We start from the raw sequence: 21,551 nt of genomic DNA on the forward strand, positions 1-21,551 counted from the left end.
GCTACTGAGCGCCCGGGAGCAGCCCGGTCGGCTCATCGAGGTCGAGGGCGACGAGGAGACCCTCGGGGGTCGACTCGACGGAGGTCGGGACGAAGTCGCCCGACTGGCTGCCGAGCCAGGTGGTCGCGCTCTGCAGCGCGGCGGCGTCGGCCGGGAGCGCGGCGCCGTTGTAGCCGGACAGGATCATCCGGTGGCGGACGCCGTCGACCTCGCTGGTGCCGACGGGGAAGTCGGCGACCGAGAGCGGGGTGAAGGCGAGCTGCTGGCCGAGCAGGAGGAGGAGCCGCGAGTCGACGCGGCCCCCCTCGAGCAGGGCGCGGGCGGCGTCGGTCGTGGTCAGCGCGGGGTTGGCCGCGAGCTGGCCGCCGGCCGAGGCGCGCGCGGCGGTCAGGACGGTGGCCGCGGCGGCGGCCTGGTCGGTGCCCTGGTCGAGGACGCGGCGCACCTCCACGGCGGTGTCGCCGCTGCCGAAGCTCGCGACGGCCTCCGAGTTGTCGAGCGCCGTCTCGGTCTCGCCGGTCGCGCTCGCCCGCAGGCTCGGCGTGACGAGGATGTAGTCGGCCGCGCGCCAGGCCGAGTCGGGTGCCGCCGCGGAGAGCGTCGACTCCGACACGACGGTGTCGCCGGGGAAGCCGGCGTCGGTGACGTCGCCGACGAGGTCGTCCTGCACCAGGAGCACCGAGGCGGGGTCGATCGTGTCCGCGACCCAGGCGACGGCGGCCTCGGTGGTGCCGGGAGCGGCGGCCGCGACGGGGCCGGTGGCGCTGCCGCCGTCTCCGCCGCCGTTCGTGATCAGCGGGACGGCGACGAGCGAACCGCCGATGAGCAGCACGGCGGCGCCGATGCCGGCGACGATCAGGACGGTCTTCCGGCGGGGGCGGGTGCCCTCGTCGTCCGCGGCCTCGGCGGAGACGGGAGCGCCGTGCCACTGGTGCGCCGTGGCGGGCACGGGCGGCGCGAGGAAGCCGTCGGCGTCGTCGCGGCTGTCACCGTCGGAGTCGCTGCGGCCGGGGAACGGCGCGGGAGCGAGGAAGCGCTCGCCGAAGAAGTCCTGGGCGGGGTCCTCGGTGCGGTGCTGCGGGGCGGTGTGCAGCTCGGGTCCGCCGAGGGGTTCCTGTGCGTACCGCTCGGGCTCGTCGTACTGCTCGGCCTCGTCGTACTGCTCCGGCTCGACGTGCTGCTCGGGCTCGTCGTACTGCTCGGGCTCGACGTGCTGCTCGGGCTCGACGTACCGCTCGGGCTCGACGTGCTGCTCGGGCTCGACGGGCGCGGAGCGGCGGGCCGGATCGGGCAGGAGCAGCCCGAAGGCGCCGCGACTGCGGCCCTGGACCGGCACGAAGGAGGCGGCGTTCGGGTGCGGGAACTCGAGGTGCTCGGTGTCGAGCTCGCAGACCTCGCCGATGACGGGCGCGAGGGCGGGGCCGTCGGCGTCGGTCGGCGCGAGGGCGAAGCCGCGGAGGAGCGCGGCGTCGACGGTCGGTGCAGGAGGGAGCGGCGGTGCGACGGGCGGTGCCGGAGGGAGCGGAGGCGCGACGGGCGGTGCGGCATCGACGGGGGCCGGCGGCTGGAGGGCGGACGGCGCGGAGGTCGGCGGCTCGAAGAACTGCGCGTCGACCGGCTGCGCGTCGGCGGGCGGAGCCGCGGGCGGCCGGGGAGCGGCGAGACGGGTGCCGTCGAACTCGAGGTCCGCGGGCTCCTCGGTCCCGGACCACTCGGTCTCGTCGGTCTCCTCCGCGGCCGGCTCGACCGGCTGCTCCGCGAGGGGCGGGGCGAGGACGGGCGGGGCCGGGGGTGCGGGCGGTGCCGGCGGCGCGTCGAAGACCTGCGCGTCGACGGGCTGCGGCTCGAAGCGCGACGGCGGGGCCGGCGGCGCGAACTCCTCGGCCTGCTGCTCGTGGGTGTGCGACTCCTCGATCTCCTCCGAGGGCGCGAAGTCGCGCGGGAGGTCGATCATCGGCGACGGCGCGGCGGGCGCCGGGGCGGGCGGCGGCGGGCTGCGGAACGCGCTGTGCGATCCGCCGCCGCGGACCGGGCGCGAGAGATCGGGGACGAAGGAGGCGACCCCCGGATGGGGGAATTCGAGAGCATCCGCGTCGAGTTCGCAGTACTCGCCGATCGCGGGCGCGGGCACGTCGAAGACGTACCCGGCATCCGCGTGCGCCGGAGCGGCGTGCTGCTCGAGGAGGGCGTCCCGGCGGGGAGCCTCCTCGTCGCGCGCCGGAGCCGGCAGGTACTCGGTCACGTCGGGTTCGACTCCGTACGGGGGTTCCCCTTCCCCGGGGGAGTCGCTGCGCCGCGAGCGCGAGAACAGCTGCCGGGCGGCCGAGACGGCGGTGCGCGCCATCAGCGGCGGCTCCGTCCGGCGTCGTTCCGACATTCGAGGGTCACAACACCTCTTCGGAGCGGACGCGCCGATCGGTCTGGTCTGGCGCGCGTTCCGGAGTGCTGTCCCCACATGCTCATGAGGCGCAGTCTTCCGTATCCGCTGGCGCGAAAGGTACCGGAGGTGGCGCTTGTGATCTGTTCGTCACGCGGTCGACCCTGGGGAGGAGCCTCTGCGGGAGGGGTGCGCCGGGGCGGCCGCGGCGAGGATGATCGCAGGATGGACCTCCCGTTCCCTCTCCCCCTCGCCCCGATGCTCGCCAAGGCGGTCGCCGCGGTGCCCGCGCAGGACGCGGTCGACGGCGGCTACTCCTACGAGCCGAAGTGGGACGGCTTCCGCGCCATCGTCTCCGTCTCCGGCGGGGTCTGCGAGATCGGCAGCCGCGGCTCCAAGCCGCTCACCCGCTACTTCCCCGAGCTGGTCGAGGCGTTCCTCCGGCTGCTGCCCGACGGCTGCGTCCTCGACGGCGAGATCGTGCTGGCGACCGGGCCCGGCGGCGCCCAGCGGCTCGACTGGGAGCTGCTCTCGCAGCGCATCCACCCGGCGGCCAGCCGCGTCGCGACGCTCGCGGCCGAGACCCCGGCGATGCTCGTCGCCTTCGACCTGCTCGCCGTGGACGGCCGGAGCCTGCTCGACGAGCCGTACTCGGCGCGGCGCGAGGCACTCGCCGCACTGCTGGACGGAGTGACTCCGCCGGTGCACCTGGGCCGGACCACCGACGACGAGGCGCTCGCCCGCGACTGGCTGGAGCGGTTCGAGGGCGCGGGGCTGGACGGCGTGATCGCCAAGCCGCTGGCCGCGCCCTACGCGCCGGGCAAGCGGACGATGCTCAAGGTCAAGCACCACCGCACGGCCGACGTGATCGCGATCGGCTACCGCGAGCACACCTCCAAGCCCGGGCTCGGCTCGCTGCTGCTCGGCCTGTACGACACCGAGGGGACGCTGCGGCAGGTGGGCGGCGCCTCTGCCTTCACCGACGCCCGGCGGGTGGAGCTGATCGACGAGCTCGCCGACGTCGTCGAGCGGGACGCGGACGGCGAGGCGGTGCGCGGCGACGGCGAGCGCAGCCGCTTCTCCGGGAGCCGTGACACCTCGTTCGTCCGGCTGCGGCCGGAGAGAGTGCTCGAGGTGCGCTACGACCAGATGGAGGGGTCGAGGTTCCGGCACACCGTGCAGTTCGAGCGCTGGCGGCCGGACCGCGACGCCGGCTCGTGCACCTTCGCGCAGCTGGAGCAGCCGACGGCGTACGACCTGGGCGACGTGCTGGGCTGACGCTACTCGGCGGCGTCCTCCGCGGGCTCCGCCGCCGGCTTCTTCGCGCGGCTGGGCTGGACGCGGGGCGGCTCGCCCGGCATCTTCGGGAAGTCGGGCGGGAAGGGCAGCTCGCCGAGGCCCGCGGAGAGGTCGCGCTCCCACCAGCCGAGCAGCGCGTCGAGCGTGCCGGGGGCGTCGTGCATCCGCGCCCAGGGGTCGCCGGTCGTGCTCAGGCGCTCGGGGACGGTGCGGATCGTGAACGCGGTCGGATCGATCCCGTCGAGCTCCTCCCACTCCACCGGGCAGGAGACCGGAGCGTGCGCGAGCGGACGCGGACTGTAGGCGCCGGCCATCGTGCGGTCGCGGTTGGCCTGGTTGAAGTCGACGAAGATCCGCTCGCCGCGCTCCTCCTTCCACCACGCCGTCGTGACCTGCTCGGGCATCCGGCGCTCGAGCTCGCGGCCGGCGGCGATCACCGCGTGCCGCACGTCGAGGAACTCGTGCTCGGCCACGATCGGCGCGAACACGTGCAGCCCGCGGTTGCCGGAGGTCTTCACGAACGACTCCAGGCCCGCCTCGCGCAGCACCTCGCGGAGCGCGTGCGCCGCGACGACCGCGTCGGCGACATCGGTGCCCGGCTGCGGGTCGAGGTCGATGCGGAGCTGATCGGGCCGGTCGGAGTCCTCGGCCCGGGACGCCCACGGGTGGAAGACGAGGGTGTTCATCTGCGCGGCCCAGACGGCGACGGCGGGCTCGTCGATCACGAGCTGCGGGTGCACGCGCCCGCTCGGGTAGGTGACGGGGACGGAGCGGACGTACTCCGGCGCGCCCTTGGGCGGGTTCTTGGAGAAGAACTGGTCGCCGTCGATGCCGGAGGAGAAGCGCTGCAGAGAGATCGGCCGGTCGCCGTTGGCGGCGACGAAGGCCTCGCCGACCGCGATCAGGTACTCCGCCACCTCGCGCTTGGTGATGCCCGGCTCCGGGAACAGCACACGGCCCGGGCTGGAGACGCGCACCTCCCGGTCGCCGTGCGGTCCGGGGACGGTGAGGACGACGGCGTCGCTGCTGGGCATGTCAGCGAGGCTAGCGGGCGCCGCCGTCGGGCGACAGCGGTCCCCCGGGCCGGCGGCGCAGGCGGATCGGGCCCTTCGCGCGGGACGGATCGACGATCTGGCCGCCCTGGACGATGTCGATCTCGCCGCGGTCGACGAGGCGGCGGGCGGCGCGGCGGACCGGCTCCATCAGCGGCCGCCACTCCTCTCCCCCGACGCGGCGGGCGACCTCGGACGGGCAGGCGGTGGCGGACGCGGCGCGCGCGAGGAGGACGGTGCGGATCTCCTCCTCGAGGCGCTGCTCCTCCGGACCGACACCGCGGCGGCGGCAGGCGTCGGAGCAGTAGCGGACGTTCTCCCAGTCGCGCGCCCACTTCGCGCGCCACTCGATCTCGCGGCCGCAGGAGGCGCAGGTCTTGTTCTCGGGGCGGGTGCTCGATTCGCGGGGGCGGTGGGCCATGGTGTCGAGTCTGCGCGCGTGCGGGCGGGGGTGCCACGGGTTGCGCGGGGAGCGGACGCGGGGGGTGGGGGTGGTGGGGGTGGTGGGGGTTCGATCTGCAGGCGATCCGGGGGTGTGCCGCCCCCGGGCGCGGGTGGGAGGGCTCTCACCGTCGCATCGCCTGCAGATCGGACGAGCGGTGCGGGCTTCGGGGGGCGGAGGCGGGAGTGTCATACTCCGCAATGAGGCGAACGGACTCCGCCCGGTGCGACAGGCTGGAGGGGCCGTGCTGCGGCGCGATGACGGGCCCGTTCCGCGCCGCATCCCCGATCGATCTGGAGTCTCCGATGAGCCGTGAGAACCTCGCCACCGCCGCTGCCACCGCGTCCGAGCCCGTTCCCGCGGGCGACCCGCGGCCGTACGCCGCCTTCGCCGGGCTCTCGCCCGCGGACTTCAAGCTCGCGTTCCGCAACCACGCCGCGGGGGTCGCGCTGATCACCGCCGACCCGGGCACCGGACCGGTCGCGCTGACCGCGACGTCCGTCTTCTCCGTGAGCGCCGAGCCGCCGCTGTTCGTGTTCTCGCTCTCCTCGGCGTCGTCCAGCTCGCCGGCCATCCAGGCGTCGGAGACCCTCGTCGTGCACCTGCTCGGCGCCGAGCAGCTCGACCTCGCCCGCCTCGGCTCGACCAGCGGCATCGACCGCTTCGCCGACACCTCGATCTGGTCGCGGCTCCCCACGGGCGAGCCGTACTTCCCCGGCGCGTCCGCCTGGATCCGCGGCACCGTCATCAACCGCATGGAGGCCGGCTCGTCGACGATCGTCGCCGTGCACGCCCTCGAGGCGCACGTCCCCGACGACTCCGACGCCACCGCGCCGCTGGTGTACCACAACCGGACCTGGCACCACCTCGGCGAGCACTCCCGCCTGGGCTGACGCCGGGCGGCGCCGCCCCATCCCACTCCTCAAAAGTTGCGGTAGTCGAGCGCGACTACCGCAACTTTCGAGGAGTCGACGGCGGAGCCGGCTCGACGCGGGTACGCGGGGCCGGCGAGTACGCAGAAGTCGCGGTAGCCGGGCGCGACTACCGCAACTTCGGAGGAGTCGGCGGCGCTCACCGCGCCCGCGGCCGCGAGTGCGCAGAAGTCGTCGTCCTCGAGCGGCCGCTGCGACAAGTTCTGCGGAGTGATGACCGGTGAGCGGGGCTCTGGGCTGATGTTCTGGTCGGGAGCGGGTCTCGATACGCGCAGAGCGCTACTCGACCAACATGGGGCGGCCGCGTACTTCGCCCGCGTGGGGGCCCGCCTTCTTCGCCTGCCTGGGGCGCCCGCCTTCTTCGCCCGCATGGGGCGCCCGCCTTCTTCGCCCGCATGGGGCGCCCGCCTTCTTCGCCCGCATGGGGCGGCCGCGCTCTTCGCCCGCATGGGGCGGCCGCGTTCTCCGCCCGCATGGGGCGGCCGCGTGCTCGGCCCGCGCCCGGTTCCCGCGCGCTTGCTGCGGCCGACGCCGACGCGCAGGGAGTTCATGCTGATCGAGTAGCGCCCGCAGGGCGCGTATCGAGATCCCGTGTCGGCTCGTCGCGGTGTCGGCGTGCTCGCGGGTGTCGGTGGTCCCGCGGAGGGTGGGTCTCGATACGCGCTGCGCGCTACTCGACCAGCATGGGGTGCGCTGCGCGCTGCTCGACCGGCGTGGTGGGGGCTGCGCGTGAGATGCCGAGGCCGGTCAGGCGTCCGGGCCGGTGGCGACGGGGCGGTCGGCCGTGTTCGACCACTGGGACCAGGAGCCGGGGTAGAGGGACGGGGCGAAGCCGGCGAGGGTGAGGGCGACGGCGTCGGCGGCGGCCGTGACTCCGGAGCCGCAGTAGACGCCGACGGGGGCGTCGGGGCGGACGCCGAGGGACTCGAAGCGGGTGCGCAGGGCGGCGGCGTCGAGGAAGCGGCCGTCGGCGTCGACGTTGCCCGTCGCGGGGGCGTTCAGAGCGCCGGGGATGTGGCCGGCGCGGGGGTCGATCGGCTCGACGTCGCCGCGGTAGCGCTCGGGGGCGCGGGCGTCGAGGAGGACGCCGGAGGACGGCAGCGCGGCGGCCTCGTCGATGTCGAGCACCGGCAGGGCGCCGTAGGCCAGCTCGACGTCGCCCGCGACCGGCGAAACGGGGCCCGTCTCCAGCGCGCGGCCCGAGGCGGTCCAGGCGCGGAGCGAGCCGTCGAGGAGGCGCACGTCGGCGACTCCGGCTGCGCGCAGCAGCCACCAGGCCCGCGCGGAGGAGAGGTTCTTCAGGTCGTCGTAGACGACGACGGCCTGACCCTGACGCAGGCCCCAGCGGCGCGCCGACTCCTGCAGCGCCTCGACCGGCGGCAGGGGGTGGCGGCCGTCCTCGGGGGCGCCGTGCGCGGCGAGCTCGTGGTCGAGATCGACGTAGACGGCACCGGGGACGTGGCCCTCGAGGAAGGCGGGGCGGCCGTCGGGCCGGTCGAGGCGCCAGCGCACGTCGAGGACGAGCGGGGGCTCGGGCGACGCGAGCGCCGCCTCCAGCTCGTCGGGGGTGACGAGCACGTGGGAGCGGAGGGTGGTGGTCATGTCGGTCCTCTCGAGGGGTGCGCTCACAGCGCGGTACCGGGATTCAGGATGCCCTGCGGATCGAAGACCCGCTGCACCGCGCGCTGCAGGGCGACGACGTCGGGGCCGAGCTCGCGGCGGGCCCAGTCGCGCTTGAGGGCGCCGACGCCGTGCTCGCCGCTGACGGTGCCGCCGAGGTCGAGGGCGAGCGCGAAGACGGCCTCGGCCGCGGCGTCGGCCTGGCGGCGGGACCGCTCGGAGTCGTCGCGCAGGCGGATGATCGGGTGCAGGTTGCCGTCGCCGGCGTGGGCGAAGACGTAGACGTCGGCGCCGGTGTCCGCGGCGATGGCGTGCACGCGGCGGATCGCCTCGGCGAGGCGGGAGCGAGGCACGGCGATGTCCTCGATCAGCACGCGGCCGCGGGCCTCGATCGCGGGCAGGGCGTCGCGGCGGGCGCTCGCGAGAGCGAGACCCTCGGCCGGGTCGAGGGTGGTCTCGACGCTGAGCGCGGTCGCGGCGAGCACCGCGCGCACCTCGGCGATCTCCTCGGCGGCGCCGAAGCCGTCGGTCTGCACCAGGAGGAAGGCGCCGCCGCGGCCGGCCAGGGTGGAGCCGCGCAGGGCGTCGATGGCCTCGAGCGTGCGGTCGTCGACCAGCTCGAGAACGCTCGGGCGCAGGCCGGCGCGGGCGAGGGCGACGGCGGCCTCGGCGCCCGCGGCGACGTCGGCGAAGAAGGCGGCCGCGGTCGCGGTCGCCCGCGGCCGGGGCAGGAGGCGGAGGGTCGCGCCGACCACCACGCCGAGGCTGCCCTCGGAGCCGACGACGAGCGCGGTGAGGTCGAGGCCGACGACGCCCTTCACGGTGTCGCGGCCGAGGTGGACGAGCGAGCCGTCGGCCAGGACGACGTCGAGCGCGAGGACGGCGTCGCGGGTGACTCCGTACTTCGCGCCGCGCAGGCCGCCGGCGTTGGTGGCGATGGTGCCGCCGATCGTCGCGATCTCGACGCTGCCGGGGTCCGGAGCGTAGAGGAGGCCGTGCACGGCGGCGGCGCGGTCGAGATCGGCGGTGATGACGCCCGGCTCGACGCGGGCGACGCCGTCGACGGGGTCGATCTCGAGGATGCGGTCCAGGCCCGAGACGTCGAGGACGAGGACGCCCTCCCCCGCGCTGGCGCCGCCGGCGAGTCCGCTGGCGGCGCCGCGGGTGACGACGGGGATGCCGTGGGCGGAGGCGTGCCGGAGCGCGGCGCGGACGTCGTCGACCGAGCGCGCGCGCACGACGCCGAGCGGGGTGCCGCCGGGCGAGAAGCCGGACCGGTCGGCGGTGGGGACGTCGGCGGTGATCTCGACGGGGGTGGGGTCGACGGCGGTGTCGTCGGTGGAATCCGCGGCGGGGGCGAGCGCGCTCACTCCGCGATCCGCTCGATGATCGGCGCGGCGGCGGCCGACGCCTTCACCCGCTCGAGGAAGAGGACCACCGTCGCGGCGGCCGAGCGGTGCGTCGCGTCGTTGAGCGCGTCGTGGCGGCCGTCGGCGAGGACGTGGATCTCGGCCCGCGGGGCGGTGCGGTAGACGGCGACCGCCTCCGCGAGCGGGCTGATCGCGTCGGCCGCGCCGTGCAGCGCGAGCAGCGGGACGGTGATGGCACTGGCGGCGACGGTGAGCAGCTCGGGCGGCAGTGCGGCGTTGCGCGCGGCGGAGTCGGTCTCGCGCTCGAGGACGCCGGCGTGGTTCGGGCAGGCGGTCCGCTCGCCGATCCCCTCGCCGCCCTCGGCGCGGACGGGCAGGCCGGCGAGGACGACGGCGTCGACCGGCTCCGTCGCGGCGAGCTCGAGGGCGATCGCCGCGCCGGCGTCGGAGCCGACGAGGACGAGCGGCGCGATGGTCGCGGGGTCACGGAGGACGGCGAGCGCGGCGTCGCGGACGCCGGGGGCCGTCGCGTCGCCGAAGGCGCGGACGCGGTAGGCGTCGCGGGCGATGCGGGTGCCGAAGCGCTCGTAGACGGCCGGGGTCTCGCCGCGGCCGCCGAGGACGACGAGGGTGCCGCGCTGGGCGATGCCCTCGGGCTCGTCGAAGGCGCGGGCGGCGGTGGGCGGGTGGGTGAGGGGCATGGGGGGGCTCCTTGGTAAGGCGGAAGGACGGGCGGGTGAGTGTTCGGAGGGGGGGTGGGCCTCGATACGCCCCTGCGGGGCTACTCGACCAACATGAGGACCGGGCTGCTCGACCAGCAGGAGGACGGCGCTACTCGACGAGCACGGGGACGGGGGCGAGCAGATCCGCGAGCGGGAGGGGCGCGGCGGCCGCGGCGCGGCCGTGCAGGCCGAGCAGGAGCTGCAGGCGCTCGTTCAGAGGGGTCGGCACGCCGGCGCGGCGGGCGAGCAGCACGATCTCGCCGGTGAGGTGGTCGATCTCGCTGCTCGTGCCGCGGGCGGCGCTCTGCCAGGTCGACAGCCGGCCGGCGGTGTGGCCGGGCACGGGATCGACGGCGAGGCGGGTGCCGTCGTCGGGAGCGACCGCGAGGCCGTTCGCGGCGAGGGCGGCGCGCGCCTCCGCGACGAGCAGCTCGCGCGCGGCGGCGTGCTGCTCGGCCGGGCCCTCGAACAGGTCGAGGCCGTTGGCCGCGTTGGCCAGCAGCTTGCGGGCCTTCCAGGCGCCGATGTCGGGCACGGCGCGGGCGGCGAAGCCGGCACCGCGGAGGATCGCGGCGTACTCCTCCGCCCGCGGGTCGGCGGCGTCGGGGTGCCGGCCGATCCAGAGCACGCCGACCGTCGGGAAGGAGGGCGAGACGACCTCGCCGGGCACCAGGAAGCTGGCGGCGATGCCGATCGACACCCCGTAGACCGTGGCGAAGCGGCGCAGCGCGCTGTCCTCGGTGGCGAGTCCGTTCTGCAGGGTCAGCACCGGCAGCCCGGCGCCGGCCCCGCCCCCGGCGAGCGGGGTCCAGGCCCATTCGGCGAGCGCCGCCTCCGCGTCCTGCGCCTTCACCGCGAGCACGAGGACGTCGCCGCGCGCGGGCGCCGCCTCCGCCGGGCCACCGGCGACGGGCAGCCGCACGATCTCGTCGCCCGCGGGCCGGCGCACGCGCAGCCCGTTCTCGCGGAGGAGCCGCAGGTGCTCCCCGCGCGCCACGAGCAGGACCGGCTGCCCTGCCAGGTGCAGCTGCGCGGCGAGGACCGAGCCGACGGCCCCGCCGCCGATCACGAGGAAGCGGCCGCTCACGGGCGCACCGCCGCTCGGCCGGGGATCGCCGCGAGCAGGGTGCGGGTGTACTCCGCGGCGGGCGAGCCGAAGACGCGGGCGGTGGTCCCCGCCTCCTGCACCCGCCCGCGGTCGAGGACGACGACCTCGTGCGAGACCTCGGCGACGACGGCCAGGTCGTGCGAGACGAAGAGGTAGGCGACGCCGAGGTCGCGCTGCAGCTCGACCAGGAGCTCGAGGATCTGCGCCTGCACGGACACGTCCAGCGCGGAGACCGGCTCGTCGAGGAGCACGAGATCCGGCCCGAGGGCGAGCGCGCGGGCGATCGCGACGCGCTGGCGCTGACCGCCGGAGAGCTCGGCCGGCAGCCGGGAGAGGAAGGAGCCGGGCAGCCCGACCCGGTCGAGCAGCTCGCGGGCGCGCTCCAGCCGCGAGGCGCGGTCGCCGATCCGGAAGGAGACCAGCGGCTCGACGACCGACTCCAGCACCGTGAAGCGCGGGTCGAGCGCGGCGAACGGGTTCTGCTGCACCAGCTGGATCCGCCGGCGCAGCGGCCGCCACTGCCGGTCGCTCGCCGCGATGAGGTCCTCCCCCTCCACGAGCACCCGGCCGCTCGACGCCCGCTCGAGGCCGAGAGCGATCCGCAGCGCGGTCGTCTTGCCCGAGCCCGACTCCCCCACCAGCGCGAGGGTCTGCCCCGCGCGGATCGAGAAGGAGACGTCGTCGAGCGCGCGGTACGGCGGGCGGCGGCCCGGCAGCGCGAAGTCCTTCATGACGCTCTCGACCCGGACGATCTCGGGAGCGGGCTCGACGTGCTCGAAGCGCGGCACGAGCTCGCCGCCGAGTCCGGGCGCCGCCGCGAGCAGCTCGCGGGTGTACTCCTCCCTCGGCGCGACCAGGATCTGCGCGGGCGGGCCCTGCTCCACCACCCGTCCCTCGCGCAGCACGAGGACGCGGTCGGCCCGGTCGGCGGCGACGGCGAGGTCATGGGTGATGATCAGCAGCGCGATGCCCTGCTCGCGGACGAGCGACTGCAGGTGGTCGAGCAGGCGCTTCTGCACGGTGACGTCGAGGGCCGAGGTCGGCTCGTCGGCGATGATCAGCCGCGGCCGGCCTGCCAGCGCGATCGCGATCAGCGCCCGCTGGCGCAGCCCGCCGGACAGCTCGTGCGGGTACTGCCGGGCGCGCAGCTCCGGATCGTCGATGCCCGACTGCCGCAGCGCCTCGAGCACCTCGGCGTCGACGGAGCGGCGGTCGACGCCGCGCAGGCGCACCGCCTCCGCCACCTGGGCGCCGATGCGCAGCGTCGGGTTCAGCCCGACCATCGGGTCCTGCGGGACGAGGCCGACGAACCGCCCGCGCAGGTGCCGGAGCCGCTTCTCCGCCGCGTGCGTCACGTCCTCGCCGGCGAGCGCGATCGACCCGCCGGTGATCCGGCCGCCGGAGGGCAGCAGGCCGAGCACAGCGTTCGCGGTCGTCGACTTGCCCGAGCCGGACTCGCCGACCACGGCGACGATCTCGCCGGGCGCGATCTCGAGCGAGACCTCGTGCACGACGGTGCGCTCGCCGTAGGCGACGCTGAGCCGGTCGAGCCGCACGAGCGGGCCGGCCGCGGCGGGCCCTGCGGAGGGGACCACGCCGGCGCTCATCGCTGCACCTCCTCGAGGCTCTTGGCCACGTGGTTGAGCGCGAAGACCAGCAGCCCGACGAAGAGCCCCGGCAGCAGCGAGAGCCACGGGCTGGTGACGAGGTAGTTGCGGCCGCTGGAGATCAGCGTCCCCCACTCCGCTGCGGGCGGCGCCGCGCCGAAGCCGAGGAAGCTCAGCGCGGCGATCGCGATGATCGCGGTGCCCAGATCGAGCACGGCCAGCACGGCCACCGGCCCCCAGGAGTTCGGCAGCACGTGCCGTACGAGCACGCGCAGCCGGCTCGCCCCTCCGGTGCGCGCGGCCTCGACGTAGGGCAGCGTGCGCACCCGGAGCACCTCGGCGCGGGTGGTGCGCGCGAAGCCGGGCAGGATGCCGATCCCCACGGCGAGCGCCACCGGCAGCGTGCCGAAGCCGATCGCCGTCACGATCGCCAGGGCGAGCAGCAGCCCGGGGATCGCGAGCAGCACGTCCACCACGCGCATGATCACCGCGTCCACCACTCCGCCCGCGGAGCCGGAGACCACGCCGAGCGTCAGCCCGCCGACCAGGGCGATCGCGAGGGCGATCACCGTCGCCTGCACCGTCAGCGCCCCGCCGTGCAGGACCCGCGCGAACAGGTCGCGGCCCAGCTCGTCGGTGCCGAAGAGGTGCACGAGGCTCGGCGCCTGCAGCTTGTCGGCCGGCGCGGTCGCGGTCGGGTCGGCGCCGGTGAACAGCGCGGGAGCGATCGCCGAGGCCAGGACGAACAGCACGAAGACCAGCGCCAGCACGAAGCCCGGGCGGCGCAGCAGCAGGCGGAGGACCCGCACGCGGCGTGCGCCCCGGCCGTGCGCCGCGCGGGTGAGCGGCTCGGGGACGACGAGCGCCTCGGGCCGGGTGAGTTCGAGAGTCATGGTCGGCTCGCCTTCGGTGTCGAGGTGACGCGCGGATCGAGGAGGGGGTAGAGCAGGTCGACCAGGAGGTTGATGCCGACGAACACGACGGCCGCCAGCACGACGATCGCCTGGACGACCGGCACGTCCTGGGTGAGCACCGACTCCTGGGCGAGAGTGCCGATGCCCTGCCGGGCGAAGATCGTCTCGGCGACGATCGCTCCCGTGACGGTGTTGCCGGCCAGGATCCCGAGGATCGTCAGCGTCGGCAGCGAGGCGTTGCGGAAGGCGTGCCGCCACTGCACCGCGCCGCGGGAGAGGCCCTTGGCGCGGGCCGTGGTGATGTAGGCCTCCGCCTCGACGTCCGCGAAGCTCCGGATCAGCACCTGGGCGAGCATCGCCGAGGTCGGGATCGCCATGGTCACCGCCGGCAGGATCAGGCTCGCCGGGGTCGCGCTGCCGGTGGAGGGCAGCAGGTGCAGCGAGAAGGCGAAGAACTGGATGAGCAGCAGGCCGATCCAGAAGCCCGGGAACGCCACACCCGCGGAGGGCAGCCGGCCGAGCACCGTCTTCAGCGGCGCCCAGCGGACGTACGCCGCGAGGTAGGCGAGCACGGTGCCGCCGATCAGCGCGAGGCCGATCGCCAGGGCGCTGAGCTGCAGGGTGCCGGGCAGCTTCTCCGCGATCAGGTCAATGACCGGGATCCCCTTGGTGATCGAGGTGCCGAAGTCGCCCCGCAGCGCGTCGCAGAGCATCGTCGCGTACTGCTGCCAGACCGGCTGATCCAGCCCGTAGCGCGCCTGGGCCTCCGCGAGCTGCTGCGGGGTGAGCGAGTCCACCTCGACGTTGTTGGCCGAGAGCAGGAGCGCCAGCGGGTCGCTCGGCAGCAGCCAGAGCACCGCGAAGGTCACGGTGTACGCGGCCCAGAGCACCAGCACCGCCTGGCCGAGCCGGCCGAGGAGGTAGCGGCCGAGGCCCGAGGGGGCCGAGCGGGCGCCCGGCCTCCCCGGAGCGATCCTCGGAGCCGCCGCCGCCGGTGCCGAGCCGAGCGCGGTCACGGCTGGATCCAGGCGTCGGCGAAGTCGCCGAACGCCTCCGAGGTGAAGCGGAAGCCGTGCACCGCCGATGAGACGCCCGCCAGCTGGACCCGCTCGGCGAACGGGAAGACCAAAGCGTTGTCGATCAGGTAGTCCTGCAGCTCGCCGTATACCTCGGCGCGCGCCGCGGTGTCGACCGTCTGCACGCCCTCGTCGAGCAGGGCCTGCACGGTCGCGGCCTGCTCGGCGTTGAGGCCGTTCGTCGCCTGCGCCTTCGAGCCGGCGTAGCGGGAGTCGATGATCCACTGGATCACTCCCGGGTCGGCCCGCGTGTAGTAGGTCGAGATCAGGTCGTAGTCGCCGCTGTTCAGCACGTCGGCGCGCTGGGCGTTGGTGATCACGTTCAGCTCGAGCTCGATGCCGACCTGCTTCAGCTGGTCCTGGATCAGCTGATCGCCGGCACCGAACTGGGTGACGATCGGCACCGAGAGCGTGAGCCGCCGCCCGTCCTTCGAGCGGTAGCCGTCGTCGCCGAGCTCCCAGCCCGCCTCGTCCAGCAGCTCGCCCGCGCCCTCGGCGTCGAAGGCGAGCTTCGACGACTGGTCCTTGAAGAACGGCGTGGTCGTGTTGTAGATGCTGGTCGCGGCCGGGTAGCCGGCGCCGAAGACCGTCGTCGCGTACGTCTCGCGGTCGATCGCCTTCTGCACGGCCTGCCGCACCTTCTCGTCCGAGAGGATCTTCCCCTCGGCGACGTTCGGGTAGTAGTTGCTCGCGGGGCCCGGCAGCGAGCGGCTCTCGACCGTGTCGCCGGAGCCCGTGATCACGGCCTGGTCGTTCTCCGAGATCGGGTTCCGCGGCCAGGCGATGTCGATCTCGTCGCTGGTCAGCTGCCCGACGCGGACGCTGTCCTCCGCGACGTAGCTGATGTCGATCCCGTTGAGGTGCGCCTCCCCGGTGTTCTCGCGCAGGGCCGAGCCCCAGGCGTACCCGTCGCGCTTGTCCAGCGTGATGCCGGTGCCGGGGGTGTAGCCGGTCAGCGTGAACGGACCGGAGCCGACGATCCCGCCGAGGCAGCGCTCCTCGGGCGTCTTCTCGTAGGAGGAGGCGGCGAGGATCGCCAGGTTGGTGGTCGAGGTGCCCTGCAGGAACGCGGCGTTGGGCGTGGAGAAGACGACCTTCACGGTGTCGGCGTCCACGACCTCCGTGCCCGAGTAGCCGGCGAGGTAGACGCCGCCGTAGGCCGAGGGCAGCTGCGCGAGGGTCGCCTTGTCGTTGTCGAACGAGGTCTTCACGCTCTCCGCGGTGAAGGTCGTGCCGTCCGAGAAGGTGACGTCGGTGCGCAGGTCGAAGGTGTACTCCGTGCCCGCGTCGTTGACGCTCCAGTCGGTCGCGAGCCAGGGCTGGATCTCGCCGGTCTCCGGATCCTGGTCGGTAAGCGAGTCGGCGACGTTGCGGATCACCGTGCGGTGCTCGATCCAGTAGGTCTGGAACGGGTCGACGCAGGAGAACGCGGCGTTGTCGGGGAAGAAGGCGAGCGAGAGCCGGCCGCCGTCGACGGGGGTCGCGTCGTCGGAGACGGCGCCCGCGCCCGAGGCGCCCGAGCAGGCGGAGAGGGCCAGCGCGGAGGCGAGCGCCAGGCCGACAGCGGCAGTGGCGCGTGATCGAGGGGAGGGTCGGTGAGTCATGGCGGTGGTCTCCAGTGCGGGGGTGTCAGAGGGCGGCCGCGAGCGACCGCGTGCCGGCGATCAGGAGGGCGGCGTCGTCCTGCGGCGGGTGCACCCGGGAGGCGAGGACGTCGCGGAGGTGCCGCTCGAGCGGGTGGTGCCGGGTGAGGCCGGGGTTGCCGAGCGCCGCGACGGCCGTCTCGACCGCGGTGACGGCCGAGCGGGTGGCGAGCAGCTTGCCGACCACGAGGCCCTCGGCGGCGCGCGGATCACCCGCGTCCACCCGGGCCGCCAGCGAGAGCAGCACCTCCTCGGCCTGCACCAGCTGCGCCTGGATCTCGCCGGCGACCGAGCGGATCCGCTCCGTCGTGGCGATCGGCCGGCCGAGCGAGGTCGGGACCCGCTCGTTCGCGAAGCGGACGAAGAAACTCTGCGCCGCCCGTCCGACGCCGACGTAGAGCGCCGCAACGGCGAGGCCGAAGCCGCCGGCCGCCCCGGCCTCGGGCGCGAGCTGCGAGCGGGGCGTGCCGCGGAAGTGCTCGAACGGCAGGCGCACCTGCTCGTAGAGCACGTCGTGCGTGCTCGTGGCCCGCTGGCCCAGGTGGTCCCAGGTCCGCTCGATCCGGACGCCCGGGGCGTCGCCGGGCACGATCGCGTGCGCGAGCTCGGGCTCGCCCGACGCCCCGCCGTGATCGACCGCCCAGACCAGGTGGTACGCCAGCCCCTCCGAGCCGGTGGCGAAGCCCTTGCGGCCCTCGAGCAGCCAGCCGTCGCCGTCGCGGCGGATCGTCGTTGCGGGCAGGCCGCCCCGGGCCGGAGCGCCCCACTCGGGCTCGGCGCGCACCGCGTTGAGCAGCACGGGGCGCTCGGCGGAGTCGGCGAGCACCGAGCGGTAGAGCTCCTCCGGCCACAGCGCGGCACGGTCCTGCGCGGCGTGCTGCAGCACGGTCATCGCCGAGATCAGCGCGACCGCCGGGTCGCCCTGGCCGAGCGCGCCGAAGACGCGGACGAGGTCGACGGTGGAGGCGGGCGTGCCGCCGTAGCGGGTACCGACTCCGAGGGAGAGCAGTCCCGCCTCGTGCACGGCCTGGATCCCCTGCCAGGGGAACTCGGCGGTGCGGTCGTAGTGCTCGGCGGTCTCGGCGAGGCGGGCGGTGACCCGAGCCAGCGCGCGGTCGGTGAGGTCGGGCGCGGGCGGGACGGGCGCGCGAAGCACCGTGGCGGGCGCTCCGGTGAGCAACGTCACGCGATCGCCCCGGCGCGCTCGGCCTCGAGCGGCGGCTGCGCGACGATCTCGCCGCGGCGCCCGGTCGCCTCGCGGTGCGCGAGCTCCTCGCGGACCAGAGGGATGACGTACCGGCCGTAGTCGACCGCGTCGTTCAGGTTGTCGTAGCCGCGGATCGAGATCAGGTCGGCACCGAGGTCGACGTAGTCGAGGATCGCCGCGGCGACCGTCTCCGGCGTGCCGACGAGCGCCGTGGAGGCGCCGGCCGCCCCGGTGGCGGTCGCGGTCGGCGTCCAGAGCGCCCGGTCGTGCAGGTCCTTCCGCCGCGCGATGTCGAGGAGGCGCTGCGAGCCGACGTTCGCCGGGCCGGTGGCGCTCGGCGTCTGCACCCAGAGCCCCTTCTCGCCCTTCCGCGGGTTCGTCGTGCCGCCGCGGCTCTGCAGGATGCCGAGGATCCGGTGCGCCTTCTCCCAGGCGAGCTCCTCGGTCGGCGCGAGGATCGGCCGGAAGGTGACCCAGGTGCGCGGGGTGTCGGCGCGGCCGGCGGCGAGCGCCGCGTCCGCGATCCGGTCGATCTGCTGCTGGGTGTCGGCCAGCGGCTCGCCCCACAGGCCGAAGATGTCCGCGAGCGCGCCGCCCTGGCGGTAGGCCTCGTCGCTCGAGCCGCCGACCGAGATGGGGATGGTGCCGCGCACCGGCCGCACCCGCGAGACGAAGTCCTCGAAGCGGTAGTACTCGCCCTCGTGATCGAACGGCTCGGTCGCCGACCAGACCTTCCGGAGGATGCGGAGGTACTCCTCCTGCCGCGCGTAGCGCTCGGACTTGCTCAGCCGGTCCCCTTCGCGGGCCTGCTCGTGGTCGTTCCCGCCGGCGATGAAGTGCACGACGGCCCGTCCGCCCGAGAGCTGGTCGAGGGTGGCGAGCGCCTTCGCCGCGACGGTCGGGTAGACGGTGTTGGGCCGCAGCGCGACGATCGGCTTCAGGCGCTCGGTGTACTGGGTCACGGCGGCGGCGATCGTGAACGGGTCGTGCCCGGCCGAGCCGTAGGGCACCAGCGTGTAGTCGAAGCCGCCGTCCTCGAGGATCCGGGAGTAGCGGCGCAGGTAGGCCACGTCGATGGCCGGGTCCGCGAGGCCGTTGACCTCGTTGGAGTGGTTGACGTTGATCGCGGAGATGAACTCGACGGTCATGGGAGGTCCTTTCGAGAGGGTGCGGAGGCGCATCGGAGGCGCGCGGGCACGCCGGAGGAGCGCGGGACGGCGCGGAGAGAGGGACGCGCGGCGGCCGCGGAGGCGGGCGGCGGCGCGCAGAGGCCGGGACGGGAGCGGCGAGGGCCGGCCGTCGGGCGGAGGAGTCGGGCGACGCGGAGGCGTCAGCGGGAGACCGGACAGGAACATCCGCGCACCGGCGCGAGGGGGTTCCCGTCCGAGGACATTCGAGTGCCGACGCTCCCGCGGCTCGCTGCGCCGGTCGCGCCGAGCGGCGCGGCGGCGGTGAGGGCGGGCGGGAAGGTCATGGCTCCGACGCTACGGCCGGGGTGCTCCGGGCGTCCAACGATGATTCCGGATGCGTTCCGATCGGCGATCCCGATCGTTGGTAACGATTCGTCACACCCGCGCTGGCGGCCGGCGACGGAGGTCACACTCGCGCGCCCGCGGGCACCGCGACCGGCCTCGCGCGCACCGTGCCGAAGACCCCGGCGAGGGCGGCGAGCGCCGTGTCCTCGACGTCCGGGGCCAGGCCGCGCCGCGACACGAGGCGGAGGTTGACCGAGCCCAGGGCCGGCAGGTCGTGCCGCTCGACGAGTCCCTCGGCGACCGTGCCGCGGTGCGCGGTCGGCAGCACCGCGACTCCGACACCGGCGCGGGCCGCCGCGATCACGCCCTCCAGCCCCGTCGACTCGGCGACCACCCGCACCTCGTGACCGAAGGCGCCGAGCTGCTGCAGCGCGCGCTGGCGCATCCCGCACGGCTCGGAGTAGGCGACGAGCGGGATCGGCGCGTCCTCCGGCGGCTGCCAGCCGGGTGCCGAGTACCAGTCGAGCGGCAGCGTCGCGACCTGGCGGCCCGGCAGGTCGCCGCCCACGCCGAGGATGACCCCGAGATCGACGACGCCGCGGGCCACCGCCTCCGCCAGGTGGGTGGAGCGGTCGAGTGTGAAGGTGAGCGGGCGGTCGTCGAAGGCGAGGTGCAGCGTCTCGAGCAGCCGGGGCAGCAGCTGCTCCGCGGCCGGCTCGGTCAGGCCGAGGGCGAGCGGGTTCTCGCTCGCCGCGTCGAGCAGCTCCAGCGCATCGTCGTGCACCGCCAGGATTCGGCGGGCCTGCACCAGGAGGCGCTCGCCGGCCGACGTGAAGCGGGCCCTGCGCCCGACCTTCTCGATGAAGGTGCGCTCGAGCCGCCGCTCGAGGGTGCGGACGTGCTGCGAGACCGTCGGCTGGCTGATGTGCAGGGCGACGGCCGCCCGGCCGAATCCGCCGCAGTCGGCGATCGCCACGAGCGTGCGCAGGTGGACGATGTCGAGGGTCTCGGGCATCCCCCGACGCTACGCACGCGCCCGACCCGGGGCGACCCGCGGCGCAACACGCCGACACGTCCGGGGAACGGCGAACGGCCGGGGCCCACGCTGATGCGGGAGTCCCGGCCGTACGAGTGCGCCGATCGGACCGGAGTCCGCCGGTCAGTGCGCGAGCACCGGCTCCGCGGAGGCTCCGGTCGAGACCGCGAGCCCCGCCGAGCGGCGGCGGAACAGCAGCACCGAGAGCACCGCGCCGAGGGCGAAGAAGCCCGCGCCCCAGCCGTAGGCGACCGCGTAGCTCTGCACCGCCGCCTCTGCCGCCGTCGCCGCCGTGGTCGGGGTGTGCGTGAGGAGGTAGTCGGTCACGGCGGTTGCCGCGAGCGTGTTCAGCAGCGCGGTGCCGATCGAGCCGCCGACCTGCTGGCTGGTGTTGACCATCGCCGAGGCGACGCCGGCGAAGCGCATGTCGACTCCGCGGGTGGCGGTCTGCATCGAGCCGGGCATGATCGAGCCCATCGCGAAGCCGAGCACCATCAGCGCCGGCAGCACGTCCGCCGCGTAGCCGCTGTCGAGGTCGAGGCGGGTGAGCAGGAGCATGCCGACCACGCCGAGCAGCATGCCGAAGGTCACCATGATCTTCGGCCCGAAGCGCGGCAGGAGCAGGTTGGTCGAGAGCTGCGCGGCGAGCACGAGCATCCCGATCATCGGCAGGAACGACAGCCCGGTCTGAATGGGCGAGTAGCTGAGCGAGACCTGCAGGTAGTAGGTGACGAAGAGGAAGATCCCGAACATCCCCGCGCCGGCGATCAGCACCGAGAGGTAGGCGGCGCCGCGGTCGCGGTCGAGCACGATCTGCAGCGGCAGCAGCGGGTGCTCGGTGCTGCGCTGGCGGAGCACGAAGCCGACGAGGAGCACGACCGCCGCGGCGAGCGGCACCCAGGTCATCGGCGAGTCCCAGCCGTCGGTCTCCGCGTTGGCGAAGCCGAAGACCAGGCCGAAGAGGGCGGCCGAGACGAGGATCGTCCCGGGCACGTCGAGCCGCGGGCGCGGGCCGACCCGGTCGATCGTCGGCACGAAGACGATCGCGCCGATGACCGCTACGACCGCGATCACGACGTTGATGTAGAGGTTCCAGCGCCAGTCGAAGCTCTCGGTCAGCACGCCGCCGAGGAGGAGGCCGACCGCACCGCCGGCCCCGGCGATCGCGCCGAAGACGCCGAAGGCGCGGGCCCGCTCCTTCGGGACGGTGAAGGTGGTGGTGAGCACGGCGAGGGCGGTCGGCGCGAGGAGAGCGCCGAACACGCCCTGCAGGGCGCGGGCCGCGATGAGCAGCTCGAAGTTGGGGGCGGCACCGCCGAGCGCGGAGGCGATGGCGAAGCCGATCAGGCCGATGATGAAGGTGCGCTTGCGGCCGATCAGGTCGGAGAGGCGCCCGCCGAGCAGCAGGAGGCTGCCGAAGGCGAGCGAGTAGGCGGTGACGACCCACTGGCGGTCGCCGTCCGAGAAGCCGAGGTCGGCCTGGGCGGCGGGGAGGGCGATGTTCACGACGGTGGAGTCGAGCACGACCATGAGCTGGGCGAGCCCGACGGCGACGAGCGTCCACCAGCGGCGGGAGGACGGGGCCGGAACCGCGGGGGCGGCGGAGTCCGGCAGTGATGTGGTCTGCGACATGGAGGAGACCATATACGAGACTCGCCAGTTTCGGAACTG

18 protein-coding genes are annotated in these 21,551 nt (G+C 74.7%); 2 read left to right on the forward strand and 16 right to left on the reverse strand.

Translation table 11 applies throughout. The features are described 5' to 3' along the window. Position 1: 1 nt before the first annotated feature. The gene (locus tag EDF22_RS21030) at positions 2-2,344 is read right to left on the reverse strand and encodes a hypothetical protein (RefSeq protein WP_185039176.1); all 2,343 of its coding nucleotides are present in this window, start codon (positions 2,342-2,344) and stop codon (positions 2-4) included. A 258-nt stretch (positions 2,345-2,602) separates the two neighbouring features. Here EDF22_RS21030 and EDF22_RS19860 point away from each other — a divergent pair, with 258 nt between their 5' ends. Beyond that, positions 2,603-3,655, forward strand: a complete 1,053-nt coding sequence (locus tag EDF22_RS19860; protein ID WP_123706552.1) for an ATP-dependent DNA ligase — start codon at positions 2,603-2,605, stop codon at positions 3,653-3,655. Positions 3,656-3,657: 2 nt separating this feature from the next. On the opposite strand, the gene ligD is transcribed toward EDF22_RS19860, so the two are convergent. After that, a complete protein-coding gene (gene ligD / locus EDF22_RS19865; protein ID WP_185020139.1) occupies positions 3,658-4,710 on the reverse strand; it encodes a non-homologous end-joining DNA ligase in 1,053 nt (350 codons plus the stop codon). Between the two features lie 10 nt (positions 4,711-4,720). Next, positions 4,721-5,149, reverse strand: a complete 429-nt coding sequence (locus EDF22_RS19870; RefSeq protein WP_123706553.1) for a DUF2256 and DUF3253 domain-containing protein — start codon at positions 5,147-5,149, stop codon at positions 4,721-4,723. Between the two features lie 326 nt (positions 5,150-5,475). On the opposite strand from EDF22_RS19870, the gene EDF22_RS19875 reads away from it, so the two are divergent. Beyond that, on the forward strand, positions 5,476-6,063 hold the full coding sequence (locus EDF22_RS19875) for a flavin reductase family protein (RefSeq protein WP_123706611.1): 588 nt from the start codon (positions 5,476-5,478) through the stop codon (positions 6,061-6,063). 29 nt (positions 6,064-6,092) lie between these two features. Here the strand turns inward: EDF22_RS19875 and EDF22_RS20595 are convergent, their stop codons facing one another. The 13 genes from EDF22_RS20595 to EDF22_RS19940 all read right to left on the reverse strand — a co-directional run bounded on the left by EDF22_RS20595 (position 6,093) and on the right by EDF22_RS19940 (position 21,512). Then, positions 6,093-6,302: a hypothetical protein gene (locus EDF22_RS20595; protein WP_148059254.1), complete on the reverse strand. Its 210-nt coding sequence runs from the start codon at positions 6,300-6,302 to the stop codon at positions 6,093-6,095. A gap of 547 nt (positions 6,303-6,849) precedes the next feature. Continuing rightward, a complete protein-coding gene (locus EDF22_RS19885; protein WP_123706555.1) occupies positions 6,850-7,704 on the reverse strand; it encodes a sulfurtransferase in 855 nt (284 codons plus the stop codon). 23 nt (positions 7,705-7,727) lie between these two features. Continuing rightward, a complete protein-coding gene (locus EDF22_RS19890) occupies positions 7,728-9,092 on the reverse strand; it encodes an FAD-binding oxidoreductase (RefSeq protein WP_123706556.1) in 1,365 nt (454 codons plus the stop codon). After that, complete coding sequence (locus tag EDF22_RS19895) at positions 9,089-9,793, reverse strand: alpha/beta hydrolase (protein ID WP_123706557.1); 705 nt, start codon at positions 9,791-9,793, stop codon at positions 9,089-9,091. The genes EDF22_RS19890 and EDF22_RS19895 overlap by 4 nt, the downstream gene beginning before the upstream one ends. A gap of 130 nt (positions 9,794-9,923) precedes the next feature. Continuing rightward, positions 9,924-10,901 carry a ketopantoate reductase family protein gene (locus EDF22_RS19900; protein ID WP_123706558.1) on the reverse strand — a complete coding sequence of 326 codons (978 nt, stop codon included), beginning with the start codon at positions 10,899-10,901 and terminating at the stop codon, positions 9,924-9,926. Further along, positions 10,898-12,529: an ABC transporter ATP-binding protein gene (locus EDF22_RS19905; protein WP_123706559.1), complete on the reverse strand. Its 1,632-nt coding sequence runs from the start codon at positions 12,527-12,529 to the stop codon at positions 10,898-10,900. Before EDF22_RS19905 ends, EDF22_RS19900 begins: the two co-directional genes overlap by 4 nt. Continuing rightward, on the reverse strand, positions 12,526-13,422 hold the full coding sequence (locus EDF22_RS19910) for an ABC transporter permease (RefSeq protein WP_123706560.1): 897 nt from the start codon (positions 13,420-13,422) through the stop codon (positions 12,526-12,528). Before EDF22_RS19910 ends, EDF22_RS19905 begins: the two co-directional genes overlap by 4 nt. Continuing rightward, complete coding sequence (locus EDF22_RS19915; RefSeq protein ID WP_260303580.1) at positions 13,419-14,459, reverse strand: ABC transporter permease; 1,041 nt, start codon at positions 14,457-14,459, stop codon at positions 13,419-13,421. Before EDF22_RS19915 ends, EDF22_RS19910 begins: the two co-directional genes overlap by 4 nt. Continuing rightward, on the reverse strand, positions 14,456-16,123 hold the full coding sequence (locus EDF22_RS19920; protein WP_123706561.1) for an ABC transporter substrate-binding protein: 1,668 nt from the start codon (positions 16,121-16,123) through the stop codon (positions 14,456-14,458). The genes EDF22_RS19915 and EDF22_RS19920 overlap by 4 nt, the downstream gene beginning before the upstream one ends. Positions 16,124-16,148: 25 nt before the next feature. Beyond that, positions 16,149-17,348, reverse strand: coding sequence for an acyl-CoA dehydrogenase family protein (locus tag EDF22_RS19925; RefSeq protein ID WP_123706562.1), 1,200 nt, complete (start codon positions 17,346-17,348; stop codon positions 16,149-16,151). After that, complete coding sequence (locus EDF22_RS19930; protein ID WP_123706563.1) at positions 17,345-18,517, reverse strand: LLM class flavin-dependent oxidoreductase; 1,173 nt, start codon at positions 18,515-18,517, stop codon at positions 17,345-17,347. Before EDF22_RS19930 ends, EDF22_RS19925 begins: the two co-directional genes overlap by 4 nt. A gap of 448 nt (positions 18,518-18,965) precedes the next feature. Then, positions 18,966-19,859 carry a LysR family transcriptional regulator gene (locus EDF22_RS19935; RefSeq protein ID WP_123706564.1) on the reverse strand — a complete coding sequence of 298 codons (894 nt, stop codon included), beginning with the start codon at positions 19,857-19,859 and terminating at the stop codon, positions 18,966-18,968. Between the two features lie 144 nt (positions 19,860-20,003). Continuing rightward, complete coding sequence (locus EDF22_RS19940) at positions 20,004-21,512, reverse strand: MFS transporter (protein WP_185039179.1); 1,509 nt, start codon at positions 21,510-21,512, stop codon at positions 20,004-20,006. Positions 21,513-21,551: the final 39 nt, after the last annotated feature.

This window comes from Rathayibacter sp. PhB127, assembly GCF_003751665.1.
GTDB lineage: Bacteria > Actinomycetota > Actinomycetes > Actinomycetales > Microbacteriaceae > Rathayibacter > Rathayibacter festucae.

Coding starts and splice junctions, on each gene's coding strand:
- EDF22_RS21030 (WP_185039176.1), bottom strand. CDS start 2,344: ATGGCGCGCACCGCCGTCTCGGCCGCCCGGCAGCTGTTCTCGCGCTCG.
- EDF22_RS19860 (WP_123706552.1), top strand. CDS start 2,603: ATGGACCTCCCGTTCCCTCTCCCCCTCGCCCCGATGCTCGCCAAGGCG.
- ligD (WP_185020139.1), bottom strand. CDS start 4,710: ATGCCCAGCAGCGACGCCGTCGTCCTCACCGTCCCCGGACCGCACGGC.
- EDF22_RS19870 (WP_123706553.1), bottom strand. CDS start 5,149: ATGGCCCACCGCCCCCGCGAATCGAGCACCCGCCCCGAGAACAAGACC.
- EDF22_RS19875 (WP_123706611.1), top strand. CDS start 5,476: ATGAGCCGTGAGAACCTCGCCACCGCCGCTGCCACCGCGTCCGAGCCC.
- EDF22_RS19885 (WP_123706555.1), bottom strand. CDS start 7,704: ATGACCACCACCCTCCGCTCCCACGTGCTCGTCACCCCCGACGAGCTG.
- EDF22_RS19895 (WP_123706557.1), bottom strand. CDS start 9,793: ATGCCCCTCACCCACCCGCCCACCGCCGCCCGCGCCTTCGACGAGCCC.
- EDF22_RS19905 (WP_123706559.1), bottom strand. CDS start 12,529: ATGAGCGCCGGCGTGGTCCCCTCCGCAGGGCCCGCCGCGGCCGGCCCG.
- EDF22_RS19910 (WP_123706560.1), bottom strand. CDS start 13,422: ATGACTCTCGAACTCACCCGGCCCGAGGCGCTCGTCGTCCCCGAGCCG.
- EDF22_RS19920 (WP_123706561.1), bottom strand. CDS start 16,123: ATGACTCACCGACCCTCCCCTCGATCACGCGCCACTGCCGCTGTCGGC.
- EDF22_RS19930 (WP_123706563.1), bottom strand. CDS start 18,517: ATGACCGTCGAGTTCATCTCCGCGATCAACGTCAACCACTCCAACGAG.
- EDF22_RS19935 (WP_123706564.1), bottom strand. CDS start 19,859: ATGCCCGAGACCCTCGACATCGTCCACCTGCGCACGCTCGTGGCGATC.
- EDF22_RS19940 (WP_185039179.1), bottom strand. CDS start 21,512: ATGTCGCAGACCACATCACTGCCGGACTCCGCCGCCCCCGCGGTTCCG.